The 24,039-nt window shown below is 47.0% G+C and carries 18 protein-coding genes; 14 read left to right on the forward strand and 4 right to left on the reverse strand.

The features are described 5' to 3' along the window. Positions 1 to 269: 269 nt before the first annotated feature. The 13 genes from EYS13_RS15075 to EYS13_RS15135 all read left to right on the forward strand — a co-directional run bounded on the left by EYS13_RS15075 (position 270) and on the right by EYS13_RS15135 (position 14,324). Positions 270 to 1,259 (forward strand): LacI family DNA-binding transcriptional regulator, encoded by a 990-nt coding sequence (locus tag EYS13_RS15075; protein WP_227764324.1) that lies wholly within the window; start codon positions 270 to 272, stop codon positions 1,257 to 1,259. Continuing rightward, a complete protein-coding gene (gene rbsK / locus EYS13_RS15080; RefSeq protein WP_227764326.1) occupies positions 1,256 to 2,176 on the forward strand; it encodes a ribokinase in 921 nt (306 codons plus the stop codon). Before EYS13_RS15075 ends, rbsK begins: the two co-directional genes overlap by 4 nt. A gap of 130 nt (positions 2,177 to 2,306) precedes the next feature. Beyond that, the gene (locus EYS13_RS15085; RefSeq protein WP_227764328.1) at positions 2,307 to 3,377 is read left to right on the forward strand and encodes a BMP family lipoprotein; all 1,071 of its coding nucleotides are present in this window, start codon (positions 2,307 to 2,309) and stop codon (positions 3,375 to 3,377) included. A gap of 65 nt (positions 3,378 to 3,442) precedes the next feature. Then, positions 3,443 to 4,993, forward strand: a complete 1,551-nt coding sequence (locus EYS13_RS15090; protein WP_227764334.1) for an ABC transporter ATP-binding protein — start codon at positions 3,443 to 3,445, stop codon at positions 4,991 to 4,993. Then, a complete protein-coding gene (locus tag EYS13_RS15095; RefSeq protein WP_227764335.1) occupies positions 4,983 to 6,044 on the forward strand; it encodes an ABC transporter permease in 1,062 nt (353 codons plus the stop codon). The genes EYS13_RS15090 and EYS13_RS15095 overlap by 11 nt, the downstream gene beginning before the upstream one ends. Further along, positions 6,034 to 6,957 (forward strand): ABC transporter permease, encoded by a 924-nt coding sequence (locus EYS13_RS15100; protein ID WP_227764338.1) that lies wholly within the window; start codon positions 6,034 to 6,036, stop codon positions 6,955 to 6,957. Before EYS13_RS15095 ends, EYS13_RS15100 begins: the two co-directional genes overlap by 11 nt. A 23-nt stretch (positions 6,958 to 6,980) precedes the next feature. Then, on the forward strand, positions 6,981 to 7,943 hold the full coding sequence (locus EYS13_RS15105) for a nucleoside hydrolase (RefSeq protein WP_227764341.1): 963 nt from the start codon (positions 6,981 to 6,983) through the stop codon (positions 7,941 to 7,943). After that, positions 7,933 to 8,883, forward strand: a complete 951-nt coding sequence (locus EYS13_RS15110) for a nucleoside hydrolase (protein WP_227764342.1) — start codon at positions 7,933 to 7,935, stop codon at positions 8,881 to 8,883. The genes EYS13_RS15105 and EYS13_RS15110 overlap by 11 nt, the downstream gene beginning before the upstream one ends. Before the next feature lie 9 nt (positions 8,884 to 8,892). Beyond that, complete coding sequence (locus EYS13_RS15115; protein WP_227764344.1) at positions 8,893 to 9,804, forward strand: AIR synthase related protein; 912 nt, start codon at positions 8,893 to 8,895, stop codon at positions 9,802 to 9,804. Further along, positions 9,797 to 10,798 (forward strand): ADP-ribosylglycohydrolase family protein, encoded by a 1,002-nt coding sequence (locus EYS13_RS15120; protein WP_227764346.1) that lies wholly within the window; start codon positions 9,797 to 9,799, stop codon positions 10,796 to 10,798. The genes EYS13_RS15115 and EYS13_RS15120 overlap by 8 nt, the downstream gene beginning before the upstream one ends. Before the next feature lie 10 nt (positions 10,799 to 10,808). Continuing rightward, positions 10,809 to 11,975: an MFS transporter gene (locus tag EYS13_RS15125; protein ID WP_227764348.1), complete on the forward strand. Its 1,167-nt coding sequence runs from the start codon at positions 10,809 to 10,811 to the stop codon at positions 11,973 to 11,975. A gap of 333 nt (positions 11,976 to 12,308) precedes the next feature. Further along, the gene (locus EYS13_RS15130; RefSeq protein WP_227764350.1) at positions 12,309 to 13,232 is read left to right on the forward strand and encodes a polysaccharide deacetylase family protein; all 924 of its coding nucleotides are present in this window, start codon (positions 12,309 to 12,311) and stop codon (positions 13,230 to 13,232) included. A 210-nt stretch (positions 13,233 to 13,442) separates the two neighbouring features. Continuing rightward, positions 13,443 to 14,324, forward strand: coding sequence for a hypothetical protein (locus EYS13_RS15135; protein ID WP_227764352.1), 882 nt, complete (start codon positions 13,443 to 13,445; stop codon positions 14,322 to 14,324). Positions 14,325 to 14,385: 61 nt separating this feature from the next. Here EYS13_RS15135 and EYS13_RS15140 read toward each other — a convergent pair whose 3' ends face one another. From EYS13_RS15140 to EYS13_RS15150, 3 genes are read right to left on the reverse strand one after another with little or no spacing between them, the layout of a single operon-like run. Then, positions 14,386 to 15,384 (reverse strand): M23 family metallopeptidase, encoded by a 999-nt coding sequence (locus EYS13_RS15140; RefSeq protein ID WP_227764353.1) that lies wholly within the window; start codon positions 15,382 to 15,384, stop codon positions 14,386 to 14,388. A gap of 55 nt (positions 15,385 to 15,439) precedes the next feature. Then, complete coding sequence (locus EYS13_RS15145; protein WP_227764356.1) at positions 15,440 to 16,045, reverse strand: bactofilin family protein; 606 nt, start codon at positions 16,043 to 16,045, stop codon at positions 15,440 to 15,442. Positions 16,046 to 16,057: 12 nt separating this feature from the next. Beyond that, positions 16,058 to 17,095 (reverse strand): ParM/StbA family protein, encoded by a 1,038-nt coding sequence (locus EYS13_RS15150; protein ID WP_227764357.1) that lies wholly within the window; start codon positions 17,093 to 17,095, stop codon positions 16,058 to 16,060. 278 nt (positions 17,096 to 17,373) lie between these two features. On the opposite strand from EYS13_RS15150, the gene EYS13_RS15155 reads away from it, so the two are divergent. After that, complete coding sequence (locus EYS13_RS15155; RefSeq protein ID WP_227764359.1) at positions 17,374 to 18,075, forward strand: response regulator transcription factor; 702 nt, start codon at positions 17,374 to 17,376, stop codon at positions 18,073 to 18,075. Position 18,076: 1 nt separating this feature from the next. Here the strand turns inward: EYS13_RS15155 and EYS13_RS15160 are convergent, their stop codons facing one another. Beyond that, positions 18,077 to 24,004: an AAA family ATPase gene (locus EYS13_RS15160; protein ID WP_227764361.1), complete on the reverse strand. Its 5,928-nt coding sequence runs from the start codon at positions 24,002 to 24,004 to the stop codon at positions 18,077 to 18,079. Positions 24,005 to 24,039: the final 35 nt, after the last annotated feature.

Below are 24,039 nucleotides of genomic sequence, written 5' to 3' on the forward strand. Positions count from 1 at the left end.
TTTCTTGCGCTTATTTTAGCAATTTTTGCTAGCCCCTGGCAAGTAGCTTTAAAAACATACCTGAAGCGATATTTGTACTTTAAAATGCAAATTTATAACTTGTGTGATAAATTACAGTGTATGTACTTCGGGCAGGCAGGAATTTTGGGTTGGATATAGAAATAATATGCCACACAGAAAATAGAATACACTAATAGGTTTTTGTGGAAACGTTTCCATAAATTTTAGGTGTTGGAACAGGAGGTGAGAATATTATAACTATCCGGGATGTGGCTAAACGGGCCGGGGTGGCGGTTTCCACCGTTTCCAGAGTTTTAAACCGGAGCGGCTATGTGAGTCCCGGTACCAGGAAAAAGGTCTTGGAAGCCGTTAAAGAAATGAACTATGAACCTAATCAGGTAGCCCGGAGTTTGGTAGGGAAGGATTCCAAAACTATTGGGCTGATTTTGCCGGATATAATGAACCCTTTTTTTCCCGCCCTGGCCAGGGGAGTGGAAGATGCGGCCCGCAGGTACGGATTTGCGGTTATCCTGGGAAATACAGATAATGAAGCCAAACACCAGGAAGCTTATTTACGAACAATGCAGCAGAAGCAGGTAGACGGCATTATTATTACCGGAACGAACGTATGTGATCGAATGGTGCAACAGCTCCTACAACAGGGTATGAAAATCCTATTGATTGATAGGCCTATGCAGGTAGAAGGGGTGGATTTGGTGGCTTGCGACAATATTGCAGGAGCATTAAAGGCTACTACATGCCTGCTTGAACTAGGCCACAGGAATATAAGTTTCATTTCCGGTCCCCTTGCTTTAGGACCGGCTAAAGATCGCCTGGAAGGTTACCGACGGGCCCTGCATACATACGGCATACCGTTTCGCAACGAATATGTGGCAGAGGGCGACTTTCGGTATGAACGGGGATACGAAGCAATGCAGGAACTGTTGACTCTGCCAGAGCCTCCTACTGCTGTATTTGCCAGCAATGACCTGATGGCCATAGGGGCGATAAAGGCTATTGAAAAAGCAGGCTTGCAGGTGCCCGATGATATATCAGTCGTTGGCTATGACGATATTATGCTGGCTTCTCTTTTTAAACCTGCTCTTACTACTGTGATTCAGCCGTGTTACCGGATGGGGGCGGCAGCGGCCGAATTATTAATTAAACGCATTACCGGGGAAGAACGGGGCGGTCCGCAACAGATAATCTTTACACCAGCTTTAGCAATCAGGGAAACAGTGGGAGGCTTAAAACAATGAGTAACGGAGAAAAAATCTTGGTAATTGGGAGTTTGAATATGGATATGTCTGTTAAGACGCCCTATCTGCCTAAAGCCGGGGAAACGGTGCTGGGCGACGAATTCACTATGGCCCCGGGTGGAAAAGGGGCCAATCAGGCGGTGGCAGCGGCCAGGCTTGGCTGTCCTGTCACAATGCTGGGGCGTGTTGGTAAGGACCTGTTTGGAGAACAACTGGTTGAAAATTTAAGAAACAATGGGATATCCACTGATTTGATCATCACCGATGGTTCCCATCCCACCGGGGTAGCGCTGATTAATATCGATGAGCAAGCAGAAAACAGCATAGTGGTAGCTTCCGGAGCAAATAAGCACTGTACTCCGGAAGACCTGCAAGTGCTGGGCAAAACTGTGGATGAGTTTAAAATTTTAATGCTACAGCTGGAGATTCCATTGCAAACGGTGGAGGCGGCGGCCAAACTGGCTAAGCAGCATGGGCTGACTGTGATTCTGGATCCGGCTCCCGCCAGGCAGCTTCCTTCTTCCCTGCTGCAACTGGTAGATATAATTACCCCTAATGAAACGGAAGCTTTTATCCTGACCGGGCTGGAAGTTCATGATGCGGAATCCGCGAAAGCCGCGGCAGCAGTTCTTTTAGCGCAGGGGGTTAAAAATGTGGTAATTAAGCTGGGCGCCAAGGGAGCGCTGTGGGCTGCTGAGAACCGCTCTAAACATTTGCCCGGAGAAAAGGTAAATGCCATTGATACAACTGCTGCCGGCGATGCCTTTGGCGGCGGCCTGGCAGCCGGTCTGGCGGCAGGACAAGATATGCTGTCAGCTCTGAAATTTGCTAATAAAGTGGGGGCGCTGGCTACTACAAAAAGAGGCGCTCAGCCTTCACTGCCTACTTTGCAGGAAGTAGAAGCATACTTTGCTTAATTTTTTTTCCACATCCATATATGAAGTTATGATGAGGTTTGCCCAGTAACTTCTGAAAAAGGGGGGGTTGCCAGGCTAAGGGTGTAAAAAGAGCAGCATGTAGTTTATAAAATTTAAAGGGGGTAAAAAAGTGAAGACAAGAAAAAGTCTGGTTAGCTTGTTGATGATGGTTATGATTTTGGCGCTGGTGACTGTGGGCTGCGGGCAAAAAGATACTCCTGCCGACGAGGGTAATAAGCAGCAGTCGGAGGAGAAAAAACCTTTGAAAGTAGCGCTTATCATTAACGGTACCTTGGGCGACAAGGGGTTCTTCGATTCAGCCAACCGCGGCATTGAAGAGGCTAAAAAAGAATTTGGCATTGAAGCTAAAGTAGTAGAAGCAGGCAATGAGCCTTCCGAATGGGAGCCGGCCTTAAGGGCTGCTGCTGCCGAAGGCCAGTATGATTTGATTATTACCGGTACTTACCAGATGCTGGACCATGTCAAAAATATTGCTCCTGAATTTCCAGACCAAAAATTCATTGTTTTTGACGTGGATATTAAAGGAATTCCCAATGTATACTCCATCCTATACTCCCAGAGCGAAGGCTCTTTTTTGGCCGGGGCGCTGGCCGGTCTGGTCACTACCAGCAACATGGAGCTGGCTAACCCTGAAAAGAAAATTGGTTTTCTGGGCGGGATGGATATCCCGATCATCAATGACTTTTTAGCCGGGTATGAGCAAGGAGCTAAATACATTGACCCTGAGATCCAGGTTTTAAAAGGGTATGTCGGCAATTTCTTCGATGCAGCCAAAGGTAAAGAGTTGACCATGAGCCAGTATGCCCAGGGGGTTGATATTGCTTTTAACGTAGCCGGGGGCGCGGGTTTAGGTTTATTGGAAGCTGCCAAGGTATCCAACAAATATGCCATCGGCGTTGATTCCAATCAGAACGGCATCTACCCGGGATTTATCCTGAGCAGCATGCTTAAGAATGTGGATGTTTCTTTAGTAAGGGCCATTCAATTGCACCTTGAAGGCAAATTGCCCTATGGAGATTCGGAAGTTATAGGCATTAAAGAAGGTGCTGTAGGCCTGGCCAAAGACTCTTTGTATGAGCAGTATGTGCCTCAGGAAATAAGGGATAAATTGGAAGAAATTGAAGGTAAGATCCGGAACGGGGAAATTAAAGTTAACTCTGTACTGACTGGTTCCAATTAATTTATTGAGGCGGGCGCTGGTCCAGCGCCCGCTGACTTTCAAAGCCAGAGCTGGGAGTGGGAATCGTGAACGAATTACTACAGATGCAGGCCATCTATAAAGTTTATCCCAACGGTGTCGCGGCTAACAAAGGGGTGGATTTTTCCGTGGCGGAGGGAGAAATCCATGCCCTGGTGGGAGAGAACGGGGCAGGCAAGTCCACGCTGATGAAAATCCTTTATGGCATGGAGCAGCCTACCTCGGGACAAATAATATATCAGGGGCAGCCGGTCAAAATCAACAGCCCCAGGGCTGCTATTTCCATGGGGATCGGAATGGTCCACCAGCATTTTATGTTAGTTCCGTCTTTAACGGTGGCGGAGAATATCGTGCTGGGCAGTGAACCGCGCAGGGGATTGTCCTTTGATCTGCAGCGTGCCAAAGATGCAACCGCTGCTTTAGCCCAAAAATATGGCTTGAACGTGGATCCCGGTGCTGTAATCGAAAATATATCCGTAGGCAAAAGACAGAGAGTGGAAATTCTAAAGACCCTCTACCGTGGCGCCCGCTTGCTGATCCTGGATGAACCCACCGCAGTTCTTACACCCCAGGAAACAGATGAATTGTTTTTAGCGTTGCGAAGTTTGGTTAACCAGGGACATACGATTATTTTTATTACTCATAAGCTGCGGGAAGTGATGGAAATTTCGGACAGGGTTACCGTGATGCGAGATGGCGCCAGGATCGGGACATTATCTACCAAAGAAACAACCAAAGAACAAATATCCAGGATGATGGTAGGCAGGGATGTGCTCCTGCGAGTGACCAAGGAACCGGCTCGACCTAAAGAAACTGTCTTGGAGGTATCTGAATTATGCGCCCTTGATGACCGGGGCAAGCCGGTTTTAAAAGATGTCTCCTTTCAGCTTAGACAAGGGGAAATACTTGGTCTGGCAGGGGTAGAAGGAAACGGCCAGTCTGAATTGGTGGAAGTGCTGACAGGTCTGCGGGCGCCTTACCGTGGTAGGATCAAGCTGCTCAACCGGGAAGTAACGGGTTACAAGCCAAAGTTTTTGAGGAAGATGGGGTTGGCCCATATTCCTGAAGACAGGTTGGTACGGGGGGTTAGTACCCGGGCTTCCATAGAGGAGAATATTCTCCTTGATGTCTATGACCAAAAACCGTATGCGGGAAGGGTTTTTCTTTCTTCCAGGGAGATTGCCAAGCGGGCCAAAAGTTTGATTGCCGAATTCAAGATTAAAGCCAAAGATGAAAAAACGCCTGTTGGTTCCCTCTCCGGAGGAAATATGCAAAAAGTAGTAGTAGCCAGGGAACTGGCTAAAAAACCAAAAGTGTTGATTGCTGCCCAGCCTACCAGGGGAGTGGATATCGGTGCGATTGAATTTATTCATAAGGAGATAATCAGGCAAAGGGACCAGGGGACGGCTGTTCTTCTGGTATCGGCTGAGCTCTCTGAGGTCATGAGTTTAAGCGACCGGATTGGTGTCATGTATAACGGGCAGCTAGTTGCTTTGTTTGAGGATGCCCGGGCTGTGACAGAAGAAGAGTTGGGTTTATATATGCTGGGTGTTAAAAAGCAGCAGGGAGAGCCGGGGGGTGAAGACAGTGCAAACTAGGGTGAGAGATGCGCTGGTGGAAGCGTTTGGGCTTTTCTTAACTATTATAATCTCGTTAGGGATTGGTATGGTCATCATCCTTTTAACCAGTGAAAAACCCTGGGAAGCATTTCGCATATTATTGGTCAGTCCTTTCAGCAACCTGTACAACTTTGGCAATGTCTTGGAAAGGACGGTGCCGTTTCTGTTTACAGGTTTAGCCGTGGCTGTGGCTTTCCGGGCCCAGATGTTCAATATCGGAGCTGAGGGGCAGCTGTATATGGGAGCCTTGGCCGGAACTGTGGTAGCAATCTATATTACGGGACTGCCTCCCGTCCTCCATGTATCCCTGGCTCTTTTAACAGCCATGTTGGCAGGCGGGTTGTTTGCGGCCATACCGGGCTATTTAAAAGCCTACTGGGACGCCAACGAGATTGTGACCACATTGATGCTGAATTTTGTAGCTACTCTCGGAGTCTCTTATCTTATCAATTATCCTATGAAAGATGTGGAATCGGGTTATTCGCAAACGGTATTTATTCAGGAAAGCGCCCATTTGGGCCGGATTTTGCCGCCCTCCAGAGCCCACGTCGGACTTTTTCTGGCTCTTGCGACCGCAGTGCTCCTCTACTACTTCCTGTATAAAACACCCAGGGGTTACCAGATTAGGATGGTGGGTCTAAACCCTCATTTTGCAGAATATGGCGGAATAAACAGGCAGTTTAACATGGTTTTGGCCATGGTCATCAGCGGAGCTTTGGCCGGACTGGCCGGTATCGTTGAAATTCTGGGGATTCACTGGCGTTTGATCGATGCTTTTTCACCCGGTTACGGCTTTGCCGGAATCAATATTGCGCTTCTGGCCAGGAATCATCCTCTGGCAGTGCCTTTTGCCGCTTTGTTTTACGCCTATCTGTCAGCGGGGGCTGCCTTAATGGAGCGTGGTACCGATGTTTCCCGGGAAGTGGTAAGCATCGTGCAAGCTGTTTTGTTCTTCTTTATCACCGCTGAAGGATTATTTGCTTACCTGCGCAGGAAGGCCAAAAAGGGAGGTGAGCCTGGTGTTGAGTGAGATTATAGATGTTTCCCTCCTGTTTGTAACATTAAGGGTCGCTTCGCCCATTATGCTGGCAGCCATAGGCGGAATGTACTCAGACCTGGCGGGCGCAGTTAATATAGGTCTGGAAGGACTGATGCTGATTTCAGCCTTTTTTGCCGTAGTTGTCAGCGCTTTGTCGGGTAGCGCCTGGCTGGGGTTATTGGCTGGAGTGACTGCATCCTTGCTGCTGGCGTTGCTTTTGGCATTTTTTAGTTTGAACCTGAAGTCGGATATCATTATTGCCGGTTTTGCCTTGACTATCCTGGCTCAAGGTTTGTCCATTTTTCTTTTAAGCAATTGGTTCGGCGATAAAGGCACTTTCTTTTCGCCGGATATCAAACCCCTACCGGAGCTCTTTATACCTTTTTTGGGTAAAATTCCCGTAGTGGGAGCTATCCTGGACGGTCAGAATATTCTTGTTTACGCAGGTTTGGTATTTGTAATTCTCAGCCATTATGTGATCTATAAAACGCCTTTTGGCCTGCACCTGCGCTCGGTAGGTGAAAATCCGGAGGCAGCAGCATCTGTTGGGATTAACGTCCGTCGGGTACAGTATATTGCCCTTCTCATCAGCGGCTTATTTGCCGGCCTGGCAGGAGCAAATCTCTCCCTAGGCTACCTGACTATTTTCGTGCGCAATATGACGGCAGGCCGCGGTTTCATTGCACTGGCTGCGGTGCTATTCGGCGGGAGGAAACCTTTCGGGGTAATGTTGGCTGCTTTGCTCTTCGGTTTTGCCGACAGTCTGGGCAACCGCCTGCAGTCCTTGAATATGCCTTCCCAGCTGGTGCTGATGCTGCCCTATGCATTTACCATAGTAGCTATGGTTATTTTAGCGGTACGCAAGCAGAAGAAAAAGCTAAGGGTTTATGAAGAACACTCTTGATTTATATAAGGAGGAAACGTCCAATGAAGAAGATTATCCTGGATTGCGATCCCGGACATGATGACGCTCTGGCTATTCTTTTAGCCCTCAGTTCTCCTGAATTAAAGGTTGAGGCAATTACCACAGTAGCCGGGAATCAAACCTTGCCTAAGACATCTCTGAACGCTTTAAAGGTGCTGACTGCTGCCGGGAGAACCGACATTCCGGTGGCTGCGGGGATGAGCCGCCCCCTGGTGCGGGATTTGGTGGTGGCGCCCCATGTCCACGGCGAGACCGGGTTGGACGGAACGGATTTGCCTGAACCGGCTTTTAAGCTGGACAAGAGGCATGCGGTGGATTTAATAATCGAAAAGGTGTTGAACTCCCCGGAGAAAATTACCGTTATCCCTGTGGGTCCCCTGTCCAATATAGGTATGGCCCTTTTAAAGGAACCCCGGGTTGCGGAAAATATCGAGCGGATAGTATTGATGGGCGGTTCCATAGCCGAAGGGAACATTACACCTTCTGCTGAATTTAACATCTATGTGGATCCTGAGGCTGCCAAGCTTGTTTTTGAGTCGGGCATTCCCATTACCATGGTAGGTCTTGATGTAACCCATAAAGCCCTAATTACCTATAATGATTTTCAGACAATCAGGGCTATTGGGACGCCGCTGGCTATCATGGTAGCTGAACTTCTGGACTTTTATGCTAAGTTTCACGATGAAGTCTATGGATTTGGCGGCGTCCCCCTCCATGATGCCTGTGCCGTAGCCGAGGTAATCAAGCCGGGTATTATCACAACCAAACCCATGTACGTGGCCGTAGAAACCCAGGGAGCCCTGACTGCGGGCAGGACAGTTTGCGATATTTGGGGAGTTACTGGAAAACCGGCCAATGTGGACGTGGGAATAGATATTGACGTTCAGGCATTTAAAGAAATGCTGTTTGCGGCGTTGAAGAGTTATACCAACCAAGGCCTGTGGGGGGATGACATTGTCAGTTAAGAAAAAGCTGGTCCTTGATGTGGATACAGGCGTCGATGATGCCATGGCTATTCTTACAGCTCTGAAAGCGCCGGAGGCCGAAGTGCTGGCAATCGGCACCGTGTGGGGAAACGTTCCTGTTCCCCTGGCCACGGAGAATACCCTCAGGGTACTGGAAGTGGCAGGAGTTGATGATGTGCCTGTGGCAGCAGGAGCGGCCAGACCCCTTTTAGCACCTTTTGTTACCGCTGAATTTGTACATGGTGAGGACGGGCTGGGCAATACGTTTATGCCTAAACCCAGAGGAAAAGCAACCGGCGAACATGCGGCTGACCAGTTGATTCGCCTGGCCAGAGAATATCCCGGCGAAATTACTTTGGTACCCGTAGGGCCCCTGACTAATATTGCCCTTGCTTTGACTAAAGAACCGCAGCTGCCGGAGTTAATCAAGGAAGTAGTACTCATGGGCGGAGTGGTTTGTGCTCCCGGAAACATGGGGCCTATGGTGGAAGCCAATATCGGCCATGACCCGGAAGCGGCCAAAATGGTGCTTGCTGCAGGCTGGCCCATTACCATGGTTGGCTTGGATGTGACAACCAAAGCCTGCATGACCGAAGAGCATCGCCGGGCATTGGCAGAAAGTACGAGTAACGTTGCCCGCTTTGTGCATAGAATTACCCCCTTTTATTTGGACGCGTACGAGAAGTTTATCGGTGAGCGCAAATGTGCCATGCATGACCCTATGGCAGTTTTGGTAGCCCTTGATCCTAGCCTGGTAAAAACAGCCGAACTGTATGTGGACGTGGAAACAAGGGGTGAACTGACCAGGGGCATGACGGTAGCTGACCTGCGGGGTTTGATTAACCCGGAGATTATGCTGAAAAAAGCCAACGTCAAAGTTTGCCTGGAAATAGACGAACGGCGTTTTATGGAACGATTTATTACACTTCTCATGTCCTAAGGTGAAAATATGAAAATAGAATTGGAAGTTCAAGGATTGGAACTGGAAATATTGGAGGGAGTAAGTAAGACGCTGAGGTTGCCCTTGCCCTGCCTGGTGCAAGAGCTGCTGGGCAGCTACTGCCGGCTGTTAAGCGGAGAAGTCAAGCAAGCAAAAAAAGTGCGGGATCTCAGCCTTTACCCTCTTCTGCCCGGTATAGCTTTAGTTATCGCATGTGATTCCGATGGGGGGATAGGGCCCAAAGAGCATGATCTGGTACGGATTTCTGCCTATGAGCTGGGCAGGTTCGGTACCAGGGTTCCACTGCTGGAACTCTTGGCTGCCGGGGCCAAGCCTTTTTTGGTGGTTGATACCCTGACAGTGGAAATGGAGCCTACCGGCAAGGAGATAATTGCCGGCGTAGCCGATGAAGTTAGGGCTGCAGGGCTTGATCCCGCCATGGCTTTGACGGGCAGTACTGAAGACAATGTACCCACAACTTCTACCGGAATGGGTGTAACGGCTATCGGTGTTGTACGGGAGGCTGATTTACGGGCAGGTAAATCTCTTCCCCGGGACATGGTAGTCTGTGTGGGCGTGCGGAAAAGCGGACCTGAGGATCAAATTATTTCTGCAGACCCTGAAATTATGGATTTACCGGCAATGGTAAGGATTAATTCTCTACCCTGTGTTCACGATGTACTGCCTGTCGGTTCCCGGGGGATCTTCTATGAGGCGCAGCAGCTGGCCCGGTCTGCTGGTCTTGCCTTTTGCCCTGATCCTTATTTTCCCCTGGACGGGAATAAATCGGGAGGACCCGGGTCCTGCGTGTTGGTTACACTTTCCGCAGAAAACTATGAACTGCTGCATAAAATTTCTGCTAAACCCTGTTTTGTTGTGGGCAGGCTAGATGCAGTTGGAGAGGAGAGAAAAAATGCTTAGTTTTTCAAAAGCTTACGGTGCTTTGATGGGTACGGCCATTGGCGATGCCATGGGTATGCCCGCTTACTTTTTTCCTGAAAAAACGTGGGAGCGGTTGGGTTGGATTGATGACCTGCTGGATGCTCCTCCGGACCACGAAGTGCACAAAGGAAATGTGAGGGGCAAAGTGACTGACGATACGGAGCAGGCTATTTACTTGGCTCTGGCTTACATTGAAGGAAACGGGATTACGGTGGAAGGGGTAGCAAAAAAATTAACGGAATGGTATCTGGCGAGCGGCGGTGATCAGAATCAGTTTATCGGCCCCAGTTCAGCCAAGGCCCTGAAAGAAATCTTGGCAGGGAAGAATCCCAGGGAGACAGGCCTCTTTGGTGAAACCAACGGTTGCGTGATGCGCATCAGCCCAGTTGGTATTGTGAACGGAGGAAATATGGAGCGAGCAATTCAAGACGCTGTGATTTCCTGTACACCTACCCATTTTACTACAGTGGCTGTTTCTGCTGCTGCCGCTGCTGCCGCTGCCATTGCTGAAGCCATGACTGACTGCCCCACTGTAGAATCAGTAATTGCCGCAGCCAAGCAGGGAGCTGAAGAAGGCAAAAAATACGGCCGCTTGGTGATTACTCCTTCCATCAGCCGGCGCATTGATCTGGCTGTGGAAATTGCCGCTTCAGGTAAAGAAGTGAAGGAAAAACTTCAGGATTTATATAATCTGATTGGTACCGGTCTGGCTGCGGCAGAAATTGTGCCCGCCGCTTTGGGTATCTTTGCCATGGCTGCAGGTGACCCGGTAAAAACAGTAATTTACGCTGCCAATGCCAGCGGTGATGCAGATACTTTAGGGGCTATTGCCGGCGGCATTGCCGGAGCTTTTGCCGGGATTGACGGCTTTAAGGGCCGGTGGGTAGAGACGGTGAGTGCGGCTAATCCCCAGTTTAATTTTAAGGAAGTAGCCAAAGAGCTGCTCAAAGTAGCTGAAAACAGGGTATTTTAAACTGTCTTCCATGAAACAGAAGGATAGCTTATTAAACAAAAACGTTATTCTGGTGTTTTTTGTTACTTTTATATTTTTTGCCACTCTTGACATGACTGTTTATCCCTTGCCATTATATGTGCTTGAGCTGGGAGGAGGGCCCCGGGAGATTGGCTATATTGCCGGGACATTCAGCTTTTCTGCTATTTTATTCAGACCGCTGCTTGGCAGAATAAGCGATGCCAGGGGTGATAAAGGCATTCTTTTAATTGGAATGATAGCCTCTGCCACGGCGCCTCTCCTGTATTTAGCCTTTTCCGATTTGCGCCTGGTGGCCCTGGTCAGGGCCTATCATGGCCTGGGCTTAGCAGCTGTGGTGCTGGCTACCCAGGCCATGATGGCAGGTTTAGCTCCTTCCGGCAAAAAAGGACAAGCTTTAGCGCTGCAAGGGATTGCCGACGGTTCGGGGTTGATGTTAGGGCCGCCTTTGGGACAGTGGATGATGGAAGCTCAGGGTTTTCATCAGCTGTTTATCAGCATTGCTGTACTCGCAGGGGTAGGATTTTTCCTGGCTCTGTTGACTGATGAACCTAGGAATAATATTGGCGACGTAAAGGTGACAGAACAAGAAATTGCAGGTCCTTTCTTGCAGCCGCAACTGCTCCTGGCTACCTTGTTGGGTTTTGCTGTAGCTTTTGTCTTTGGTTCCGTACTTACTTTTCTGCCTGTATATGCCGAACAGTTGACGGTCCGGTTTAAAAGCGGGCTTTTTGTTATCCTGGCACTGTTTGCTATCATAGGCAGGTATACCACCGGCTTGTTATCTGATAAATACGGCAGAAACAAGGTGGTGCTGCCTGCAGTAGTTTTGATTGCAAGCGGGGCAATGCTCCTAGCCTTTTGGACTGCATCCTTCGGCATTTACCTGGCCACAGCATTGGTTGGGATTGGGTTTGGGTCGGGACATTGTGGCCTTTTGACCATTGCTGCTGAGGGAAGCTCCTCTCAATTCAAGGGCCGGTCTATTTCGCTGTATGCTACCGTATTTGACCTGGGAATAGCTGCTTCAAGTTATATTTTCGGGGTTATAGCGGAATGGAGCAGCTACGGAACAGTATTTACAGCTGCCGGGCTTTTGGGGCTGGCGCTGGGGCTGCCCCTCTATTTCCGTTTGATTCGCTTGCCATTATGTTCGTAGGGGGGGTTAAATATATTTCCCGGAATGGTTATTTCACCGGTGCTTAGAGCCGCGTCCTTAGTCCTTAGTCGTTAGTCCTTAGCACCGGCCTTCGGCCGAGCCATCAGTCCCCAGTAACTAGCCACTGAAAGCTGAGAGCTGATGGCTGACAACTGAAAACTAACGGCTAATGACTAACGACGGCGTTAGCCTGCTGGTGGCTGATGACTGGTACAGGTAAGAATAAAAGTTTTTTTTTGCCCAAACTTCCTGTTCTAAATGGACTGCTGCCCTAATAGGATAGTAAGGTGATACAGGGCTCAGGGGACAGGCCCGGGGAAGGGAGGGCGAGCAGTGCGGAAGCTATTCGCCGAATATGCTCATGGAGGACATGTTCTGGTGCTAGTAGTGTTTTTGGAACTGTTTTCATTGCTCTTCTACCTGTCATTTGGAGAATCCTGCGCTTTGTTTGCCGAAGCCAGGGCAGCTCAAAACCTGGAAGCTGCAGCAATTATGGAGTCGGCGCCTGTGCAGGAAGCCGAAACAATCGACGGGGAAACTCCTGTAACCCAGGGAGAAACCGCCGGTTCTAAAATTCTTCAAACAGCTGCAGAGGCTGCTCCCGTTAAGACAGTTCAGCCGCAAGAAGGGCAAGAGGAAAACAAGACAGATAAACAGGATTTTGCTATAACAGTCAATTCCAACCCCGAGGCTTTAAAATTAATAGCCCTTACCTTTGATGACGGGCCGGGTCAACTTACGGGCGAATACTTAGCAATGCTAGGGGAATACGGAGTGAAGGCAACATTTTTTGTAATTGGCAGACACGCAGAGGAATATCCCAATGAGCTTTTGGCCATTAAACAGGCCGGGCATGAAGTGGGTGTCCATTCCATGAGCCACAGGCAGCTTAACAAGCTTACTTTAAAAGAGATTAAAGCTGAAATGCAGGGTAGCGCCGCTGTTGTTGAAAAACTTACAGGAGAATATCCGGTCTATTTTCGGCCTCCCTATGGCGCATTTAATAAAGAGGTTTTGGATGTTGCCAAAGAATTGGGACAGCAAAATATCCTCTGGAGCGTGGACCCTAAAGATTGGAGGAATCCCGGAGCAGCCGCAATAACAGCCCGGATCTTAAAGGATGTAAAACCAGGGGACATCATTGTTATGCATGAAAACAGGAAACAAACCCTGGAAGCCCTGCCCCAAATCATTGAAGGAATTAGAAGCATGGGGTACGATTTCGGAACGGTTACCGAGGTTTTGTACGATAATTAATTATAAGGAGAATCTGATAAATACTATGCTGAAAGAGAGGAAACAAAAACAACCTGTTTAGTGCAAATCCCGGGGGGGCGAAAAAGGCCATGAGCCGATTGGCCCTTTGCCGGGTTTTTTTGTGAAACCATTTTGCAGGAATTATGCTGAATAGAACAGAATTTTTAATAACATAACAATTGATAAGATTAAATAGTGGAGTGAATCACTTTGATTCCGGTAGAGAAATTAGATTTAAATAAAAAGGCCTGGCAGCGTTTTACAGAGGTGGGGGAGTTGATGCCGGGAGTAAGGCCTGTAATCGCCCGCTCCTGGTTCCGTTGCAAAAATTACGGGCTCAAACCGTTTACCGCCTTAGATAAAGGAGCAGAATTTCCTGCAAGTAATTCGGGCGCAGAACTGATAGAAGGAGAAAAACTGCTGCCTGATGAAAAAGAAATACCTATTAATAAAAAAGAAGGCGTAAATAAGACCCCAGTGCAATGGGAAACAATAATTTCTGTATTGGAACGTGTATATGCATGGTTAGGGCTAGAAGAAGTTTTACTGGTGCTGCTCCACAATCACACTGTTTTAGCCCGCTGGGGCCAAGTCAGGCCCATGGGGCCAAGTTACTGGCAGGTTGGGGAAACCTTGAGGGAAGAAAAATACGGTACTATAGCCCCTGTTTTGCTCCAACCGGACATCAGTAGCTGCCAAGTTATAGGTCCTGAACATTTTTTGGCCTGCTTCCATGATTACCATTCGCTGGCGGTAAACTTAAGGCTGCCGGAGCTGAATCTGGGGCTTTGTGTGGTGGGACCTTTAGGCAGACTGGGACCGCAAACTGAGGGTCTTTTTATGGCAGTTGAAGAGCTACTGCAGTTGCGGTTGGCTGAGAAGCGTAAGGGGGGTACTTCGCCAGTTACGCTAAATTCCTCCAGCCTACCTTTGGCCAAAGATGAAAGTTTGGCTATTTTGGAAGCTTACGACAAGTTTTCCGGGAATATTTCCCAGACTGCGGAGGCTGTAGATATGGGCAGCAACACTTTACGTGAATATGGCATAACGACTGAAGAGAAAGAGATAAATTGGTGTTTCTATTCAGGCTAATCACTTTGAATTGAAACACTTTTCGGTGGAAAAAACACATGCAAGATAAGAAGTTCTAAATCTAGGGCAGTATATCCAGCGGGTCCACCAGCTTTTTGTTTACAAAAACCATAAAATGAAGGTGGGGCCCGGTGCTTCTGCCGGTAGAGCCCACCTTTGCAATAACATCTCCTTTTTTAACAGTTTGTCCTCGTTTAACCAGAAGGGAGGAGGCGTGAGAGTATTGAGTCCGGTAGCCGTATCCGTGTTCAATGATTACAGTACGACCGTACCCGGAAAGCGAGCCTGCAAATACAACCTTACCATTACCTGCCGCCCTAATCGGTTCGCCCTTATTGGCGGCAATGTCCAGTCCATCGTGAAACTCTTTTCCCCCGCCGAAGGGAGACTGGCGGTAGCCAAACCTGGAGGTGATGTAGCCTTTTAGAGGCCATTTAGTGGGTATAGCTGCCAAATAATGTTGGCGTGCCGTGACGTCCTTTTTTAACTGCTTGAGTTTGTCCACCTTGTTTTCCAAGAGCGGGTTGAGTGTCTCAAATCCAGCAGCAATTTTTTGCGTTGTTTCCAGCCAGTCATATCCCTCTGAACCGGAAGTTATAGCAGGTATCTGCTGATCTTTCCACGACCTTTCTTGGGGTGAACTGTTCATTTCATCGGAAAAACTGTCAAGGGGAATGCCGCCGCCCATGGAGCCCGTTCCTTCATCTATGTTGTTTTTGCTATTTTTCCTTGTCAATCCTACCAGTTCCCGTATTTGCCTGTCCAATTCCTCCACAGCTTCTATTTTTTCCCTTATCGACTCCTCTTTTTCTTTGAGTCGCATAATCTCTTGTTGCTGCTTAAGGTTAATAACCTTAAGCTCTGCATAGTGTTTGGCCTCAGAACGCAACTGCAAGTTATTGCTAAGTAAGTAGATACTTATTGTTAGTATGGCAATTGTAACTCCGGCGGCCAATTTGATCTGCCAACCGGTGATTTTAAAGTTGGTTGACCTACCATAATAAGTGGGAATAATAAGCACTGTCCAGTGCTTATTATGTTTAGATTTAGATTTTTTCATCAGTTCCTCCCTTGAACAATACAAAGGGTTGCCACCATGGTACTGCTTTCTCTAGTTAGTAGCTACTATAAAAGCGCAGCTGTTTATGATCGTTAAGCGGCTTTTCGTCCTTTGTCTGAGAAGCGAGTGTCCCATTTTGGAGTGGTATTGTTTTTTCACAGTCTTGTTGCGTGTTGTTAACATTATGAATACAATTGTCTTTCAATATGCCGTCGGCTTCATTTGGTTTTGGTACTTTATTGCTTAGTTCGGGTTTGGATTCAATACAGCTTTTAATTGTATCCTCTCTGGTAAAATCTAAATTGGAGGGATTCATTGGCAGCCCATTGTCAGCAACCTCATTTGACTGCTTTTTCTCCTTTTCACTTTCGTCAACCATTGTGCCTCCGTCCTTAACCGATAAGCGCTGACATTTTAGTTTACCGTAATACAGTTGGCCGGATGAATATATTACCAAACTTTCTGCTTCCACGTCACCATGCACCAAGCCGGCTATCTCAACGCTTCTAGCTTGAATATTGCCGAAAAAACGACCGGAGGGAGCAATTATCACTTCACGTCCTTTATGAATTGTCCCTTTCAGGACGCCGTTGATTTCAATCAAACCGTGTTCATCGTAAGGTGTCCTAAAAAAGTTGGTCAGTAATTTCCCTACTTTCATTAAAATATCACCTTATAAACTTTGTTGCGGAGTAAGCACTGTTTCTTCATGCGGTCTAGTTTGCCATAACCTGTTTCCCCAGGACAGATAGCCGCGACAGTTGGCAGTAATCGGGTCAACTGCCAGTTTTGCATGTTGCAATTGAGACAACAAATAAGAACTTATTGCCTGTCCGCCGCCGCCTGTTAAAATCAAGTTGTCGAAATCTGACACCCTCCACTGGGAATTGATTTCTACTAATACGTTTGTGGACAACTTTTGGAAGGCTTTGTCAACTATTTCAGCAATGTCAAATGCTTGCCCCGAAATATTAATTTTGCGCTTAATAATTACGCTGTCCAAGGCGTAGCTCTCTTTTTCCAGCCCATATTCCGTGGCTAAATTGGCGCTAACTTCACTATAGGCTGTTGCCAAGCCTACAGAGAGCGATATACTTTTTTCCGGTATGTATTCTCCGTCTTCTATTGCAGCCAGATCGGTAGTACGGAAACCAAGATCAATAATTCCGGTTAGTCCCTCCAGGGGAAACGAATTTTCTTCACCGTCAAGGCTAAGAAATTGGGACCAGTAGGTTCCCAGCGGCTGGGGGACGATTTCCACTTCGGAAACATAAATCCTGATTTCCTGCATTTCACCGCCGCGAGAAATATTGATAGTCCTTTCACCCCTAACCCGTGTTTCCAGGTCCTTACTTAAATGTATTCTTTCCACAGGAAGTCCTGTCACTACCTTAAACTCATTAGTGCGATTAGGGCAGAACAAACTCAAGGCGCTGTAGAATAGAATTTCGAAATCGTCTCCCACCGAGCGCGTGTAGGAAAGGTCGCGGTAGACAAACTTTGAATGCCTTATTGCCGATTTGCCAACGAAATATAACTTTTGACCCATCCCGATTTTCAAATCATCGATAGCGGGCTTATAATTGCCCCTTGAATTAAACGTTGGCTTGGTATGGCCTTCACCTACCACGCTGGGAAAAGAATAGCCAGATTCCCCGTCCGTAATTTTTACAAAACCATACCCTACATCCAGGCCGACTATTTTTGTCATCCCCAAACCTCCAGTTCCTTAGGTTTTTAAATTAATTTACTTTCTTCGACAATTTAATTTTAATTATAACAACTTCAGATAAATTACTTTTAAACTAACCTAAATTTTAGTTAATGTTTCTGTTAACTTTTTATAACTCTGAAAAGAGCTATGTTCAAATAGAACTCCAAACAGATATATAAATGAATTTTAAGTTAAAAAATAGGATCTGATCGAAGAGGAGAACTTTTTTTTATGGAGAATTTAATTTGAAATCACAAATGGGTAGGGAATAATTGATGGCAGGCGAGAAGATTTTAGTGGTTGACGATGAAGCTGTGGTCAGGAAAGTGGTCGAATATCACCTGGTTAGGGAAGGTTTCCGGGTGCTCACTGCCGGGGATGGTGGCAGCGTTTTAGAACTGGTTCGCCTCCAGAAGCCCGACTTGATTATCCTCGATATATTGCTACCTGACCTTGATGGTTTAGAGGTCTGTTATGAAATACGCAAAAGTAATAATGTACCTATTATCTTTTTAACCTCCAAAAATGATGCTTCAGATATCATTCTCGGTTTAGGGGTTGGCGGGGATGACTATGTAGTCAAACCATTTAACCCTAAAGTGCTGGTTGCCAGGGTAAAAGCAAACTTGCGTCGATTGCAAAAAAGCAAAACAACTCCATCTTCAGAGCAGCAACAAATTCTCAGCTATCCTGGCATAGATATAGATATCCCCAGCCGTACAGTTTTGGTGGACGGGTCACCGGTAGTCCTGACCAATAAAGAGTTTGAGCTTCTGGTCCTTCTGGCGCAAAACCCAAGCCGCGTTTATTCTTACCACCAGTTGTTGGAACTGGTCTGGCAGTTTAAAGACAATGTGGACTATCGGACTGTATTGGTTCACATTAACCGGCTGCGTAAAAAAATAGAACGGGACCCTTCCAAGCCCCGTTATATCATGACCGTAAGAGGGGTAGGGTATAAGTTTAATCACCCATAATTTAAACAAGCTCGTTTTTGGCGTTCTGAAGAAAGGCCAGCATTTCCTCTTCAAGCTGTCGGTATTTTTCTGTGATGGTATTGATGAGCTTTTCCGTTGCGTGTAATTCACCGGTCGTGGCCATGCGCTCCAATTGTCGGCTTAAATCTGCGAATTCGTTTAGGCCCAACAAATGGCTGCTGGATTTCATCCCGTGCGACTGTAAGCGAACGGTTGCAGCCTCTTGTTGCTCAAAAGCTTCCCGGAGCTTGGTCAGCTTTGTTGGCATATCCGCTAAAAAGGTTTCTATTAAATCAAAAAGAAAATCACTCTTTCCTTCTATGATTTCTCTTAATTCCAGACGTCTGCTTGGATGAACAAATTGATCAATGAAGGAATCCACGGTCCGGTTGTGTATTCTTTTATCGCTCTGTGCACAATCATGTGAATTTTCAATGTAATCGGGTAACCAGCGTGCCAGCGTTTTTTGCAAATCAATTATTCGGATCGGTTTGCTTAAATAATCGTCCATTCCGGCTTGTATGCACTTTTCTCTTTCCCCTGGCGTGGCTCCTGCCGTAGTGGCAATGATGGGAGTTCTTCGTTCTTTTTTAGCCTCCAGCCTGCGTATTGCCTTGGCCGTTTCGTAACCGTCCATAACAGGCATCTGGCAGTCCATAAAAATAAGTGTAAAAGGAGCTCGGGAATAAGCTTCTATTGCCTCCAGCCCATTGCCGGCAATTACCGTAGACAGGCCCAGCTTTTTGAATTGAGAAACAATTAATTTCTGATTGATTATATTGTCCTCCACTATTAGGACGGCACCGGATTTGTCTTTCCTTTGCAATTGATTTGCAACAGCATGAACGTGAATATTTTTGTCCTGAGTTTCGCTTTCCACACTGCCTCTTTGGAATGGAATGGTAAACCAGAAAAGAGATCCCCGCCCGGCAGCACTTTCAAAGCCTATTTGCCCGTTCATAAGTTTTACCAGGTGCTTGCAAATGGCAAGACCAAGGCCTGTGCCACCGTGCCTGCGGGTTGTCGCTTGATCAACCTGGTAAAAAGGCTGGAATAAAAATTGCTGAAACTGCTCCGGTATCCCGATGCCGGTGTCTTGTACTTCAAAACGGACGGTTACAAAATCAGGTTTTTCGCTTTCCAGGAGAGCCCGGACGGTTACTTCGCCCTCTTCCGAAAACTTAATAGCATTGCTCACTAAATTTAAAAGCACTTGGTTAAGGCGCATGGGATCACCACGAAGCAAAGCGGGGATCTCAGGCGCAAGATCAAATTGGAGAGCAATTCCCTTATTGTCTGCTTTCGGCCCCATAGCGACCAGGATGTTTTTTTTCAATGCCTGAAGGGAGAAGTTTACTGTTTCCAATTTAAATTTGCCTTTTTCAATTTTGCTGAAATCCAGGAGATCGTTAATAATCGTCAATAATAAATCCGATGATTCCTGGATGAGCGCCACATATTCCGACTGTTCCTGGTCCAGAGCCGTTTCCAGCAGGAGTTCGGTCATGCCGATGATGGCGTGTATAGGGGTGCGTATTTCATGGCTCGTGATAGCCAGGAAATCACTTTTGGCGCGATTGGCTGACTCAGCATCCTCTATGGCTTTTTTAAGCTGTTCATTGATTTCTTGCAGCTTGTTGGTTCTTTCTGCTACAGTTTGTTCCAGTACCTGGTTCCAGTAGGACAAATAATCACGCGAACGTTCCAGATCTGCATATAAACGGGCGTTTTCGATTGAAATAGCTATCTGGGAGGATAGGAGCTTTAGAATTTCCACCCGTTCCCGTGTAAAGGCACCTGTGGACAGGCTGTTTTCCAGGTAAAGGATACCAACCTTTCTCCCTTTTCCGGCTATGGGCAGACACAGTAGCGAAAAAGTAGGCTTGCCGGACAAATAAGGATCATCGACAAACATCATAGCTTTTATTGTGTTATCAAGGAGTACAGTTTCCCCTGTACTGTCCACGTAACTTATTATCGTGCGCGGTACAAAGTCGCATTCCTCCAGGGGAACAGACTGCAGGACTTCGAGATTAATTTGATCTGGGCCGCTTTTTACCCTGGCTTCCAAGTATAAATTTTCATCTTGCGAGAGAAATAAGGCCCCTTGACTGGCGCCGGCATCTTGCAATACAACTTCCATCATTTTTTTGAGCAAATTTTCCAGAATAATTTCACCGGACAGAAGTTGGCTGGCTCGCAAAATAGCTTCCACGTCGATCATTTGTGATAGGTTGCGGTTCGGATAAACGGTTGAGTTTTCCCAAGCAAAGTCCATCTCCCCTTGCTCTTCATTTGCCAGCCACAAGTACTGTGAGCGGAGTTGCTCCGCTTTAAGCCGTGCTCCCCAAGTGCAATAATCTTTGTAGGCATCCCGAATGTATTTTTGACCCAGGTCGGTTAATCCCCTGGAAAAGTAAAACCTGGCAGCGCATTCACCGGCGATGGCAGCATTTTGGATAAAGCAATGGGTCCTCGCCGACTGGATCGCCCGGTCGTACATCAGGGCAGCCTTCTTATCTTGTCGGCGGATGCGGGCAATTTCTGCGGCTATCAACAGGTGCTTGTGTTCAAAATTGGCAGGGCAGTGCCGAGCCCACTGCATCATTTGGCGGTGTTTTTTGTGCAGCAGCAGCCCGAAAATTGTTTTTTCTTTGATTGAAAAAGAAGCAAACATTGCTGTAATGGTCAGACAATAATAAAAGGAGTGCTCGGCCAGATAAACTTCGCCAAAATACAGCCTTGTCAACCATTCAGCCTTCCTTAATAAGGGCAGTGCCCGGTCATAATAACCCAGGAGGTAATAAACTTGGTTCTTGCATAAGTAGTAATCAAACATTTCTTTTTCCCTGATTTGGTAACCTGTATCCCCGTGGATGAATTCTTCTTCATCGAAAGTATCGTCGCTGAAACTATCCCAACTCCGGGTCAAACCTTGCAGGTTACGAACCAGTTGCCGGTAAATGGTTAGAAAACAGCGGAAATACGGGTCTTTTACTTTTGATAAATACTGAAAACTTTCCTGGATCTGCATGGCAAGCCTTTTCAGCGGCATACCTCGGAAGTGCATGGAAATAAGGAGAAATGTCAAGGCATAACCGGCATATGTAAAATTTTGAAAAACAATGCTGCCTTCCAGTGCTTTTTTCAGGTATAATTCGCTTTGCTGAGTATGTTCCAGCCAGGGAAGAAAAAAAGCTCCGTACAAAAATTCCACTATATGTTTTTCGGTTAAGTGTTCATACTGTTCCGCCAGGGCTAGGGCCGTTTTCCCCAGCGCCACTCCGGTTTGAAAGTCTTTTAGGCGAATAATGTTGACCATGGACATTGTCATATAACCCGTGCTGGAGTGGGCAAAATTCCCGTACCGCAAAGAAAGTTCGCACATTTTTAGGGTAATGGCTAAGAACAGGTTTTCATTATTATTATAAGCGCATGGAGAAATGGCCACGAGTAAATCCAAAACGGCGTTAATCTCTTCATCGCGCGCTGTGGGAAGGTCTGCTATACGGTTAATCCCTGTCTTTTTTATTAATCTTTTGACCTTAAACAACTGCCGGATAATGTAAACCATGGAAGGTTGTGCAGGCAATACATGTCCCAATTCATGCATTCCCTGTAAACCCACTTCGATTGCCCTTCTGTCAAAGTCTTGTTTGGTAGCAAACATGATCTCAATTAAATGCAGCTTTGTCCTGTCTAATTTGTTTCCGGTTTTACTGAGCAGTTGTTGGTATAAATTTTTAGCTTCCTCATAATGACCGCACAGGTACCGGCATTCCAAGTATTCAAGATGCAACCGGAAAGTTAACGAGTAATTAGTTTCCCAAAATTCCGGTTTTAGCAGTTTAAGTCCCATTTGCAGGTAGTGCAAGGCGGCGGCAAAGTCCGAGGCTTGTTTGGCTTTCTTCCCGGCTAAGAAATTCAGTTCCATCCCCCTGATGTTTTCATTGTTTTTCAGCAACAGTTCTGCAGCTAAGTTAAGATGGCTGACTGCGACAAAAAAATTCTTTAGAGATGCTTTGTGCTTATTTGCATAATCTCCCTTGTCTTCCTCCAGCATTAAGCACCCCAAACGATAGTGGATAACCTTTTTTTCTTCAGCGGGGATTAAGGAATATGCTGCCTGGTGCACCCGGTCATGGACGAAACAGTAAAATTGTCCGTTAACTTTCTGGATTAACCCCTCCAAAGCACATTGCTGCAAGTGTTTTTCAGCTTTGCTGACGGGTTGGCCGCATACTTTGGCCAGCAAGGATATGCTGAAGGAGTAACCGATGCAAGCGGCAAATTGCATTAGCCTTTTGCTTGCTTCCGGCAACGTTTGCACTTTGTTGACCAGAAAACCAGCAATGTCGTCAGCTATCGACGTATGCTCAAGTTGTTCCAGGTGCAATTGCCAGCTGCTGCTGTCCGACCTCGGTAAAATATAGCCGTTTTTGTATATGGTCTGCAGCAATTCTTTCACAAAAAGGGGATTGCCTCCTGTTTTTTTCAGAAGGAACCTGGCTAGGGGCCTTGCCTCTTCCAAGCTGCAGCAAAGACTGGCTGCAGTAAACTCCTCGACTTCGCAGGGATCTAAAGGGGACAACCTTATAGTAGTGCATTGCCTCTTTTTTTGTTGTATTGCCACCATAGTTTCCTTTAAAACATGACCGGGGGACAATTCTTCCTCCCGATAGGTCCCTATTAGCAAAATATGGTGAGGCTCGTGCTCCAGGAAAATTGATTCAAGAAGTTTTATAGATCCTGAGTCGGCCCACTGCAGGTCATCAAGGAAAAGCACCAAGGGCGCATTTTTCTTCGCGAACAACTGGAGCAACTGGTAAAAAGCATAGAAAAGGCGCTCTCTCACCCCCAGGCTTGAACTTAATTCCACCTTGGGCTGTTTGCCGACCAGCAGTTCAAAATATGGTGTCAATGCGGCAACCAACGGAGCATTGGTGCTAAGCTTGGCGAGAATCTTCTTTTGCCAGGCAGCTATTTCCTCCCGACTTTGGCCCATTATCCATATAAACAATTGTTCAACTGCTTCAATTAGAGCTCCATAGGGGGTTTCGTTATTAAGGGACTGGAACTTTCCGCTGATAAAAAACCCCTGCTCTTTTTGAACTTGCTTGAAAAACTGCTGGAGCAGTCTTGTTTTACCAATCCCGGCCATCCCCTCCGCAAAGACGATTTCAGCCGGGCCTTGCTCAACCCTCTTCAATGCCGCGTGGAGGTGGCGCAGTTCCTGTTCTCTACCATAAAATTCAGTTGAAAGCTGGAATGCTGAGGGGACATCGCGTTGACCGAGTTTAAAAGGGGTGATGCTTTTTTTCTGCTTCCATTCCTCAAGGCATCTGCGTAAATCTCCTTTAATGCTTTCAGCGCTTTGATACCTGTCGTCAGGGTCTCTGACCAAGCATTTCATCACGATGTCTGAAAGAGGAACCGGGATTTGCTTGTCAATCTGGTGGGGAGGTTTAATATTGCCGGCCAGCAAATTATGGAACCATTCCAATCTGTTAGTGCCTTCTACAGGTAAACGGCCTGTCAGCATTTCATAAAAGATCACCCCCAAAGAAAACAGGTCTGCCCTTAGGTCCAACGGCTTGTTCATCCGCTTTGTTTGTTCCGGTGCAAGATAAAAAATAGCCTTGGAATCAGGACCTGGTTTTGTTGTGCTGCCTAATTCAGTTAAGTGGACTGTATTGTCCTCCCTGCTGATTAACAACATATCCGGGTTCAGGTTCCCGATGATGACGCCTTTGCGATGCAACCGGGAGATAAGTACGGCTAATTTTATTGCCAGATGGATAAACAACTCCGGCGCTTTTGCTTGGGTGTCAAGATATTGCCTGAACGGCACGCGGTTTGAAACGCCAGGACCGCCGAGATCTCGGCGGTCCTCCGGATTTTTTTCCCCAAAGACCACTTTACTGTCCAAAGTTTCAATCCCCCCCGCTTTAGTTTAACTTTATC

This window comes from Zhaonella formicivorans (assembly GCF_004353525.1).
Classification (GTDB): Bacteria; Bacillota; DUOV01; order DUOV01; family Zhaonellaceae; genus Zhaonella; species Zhaonella formicivorans.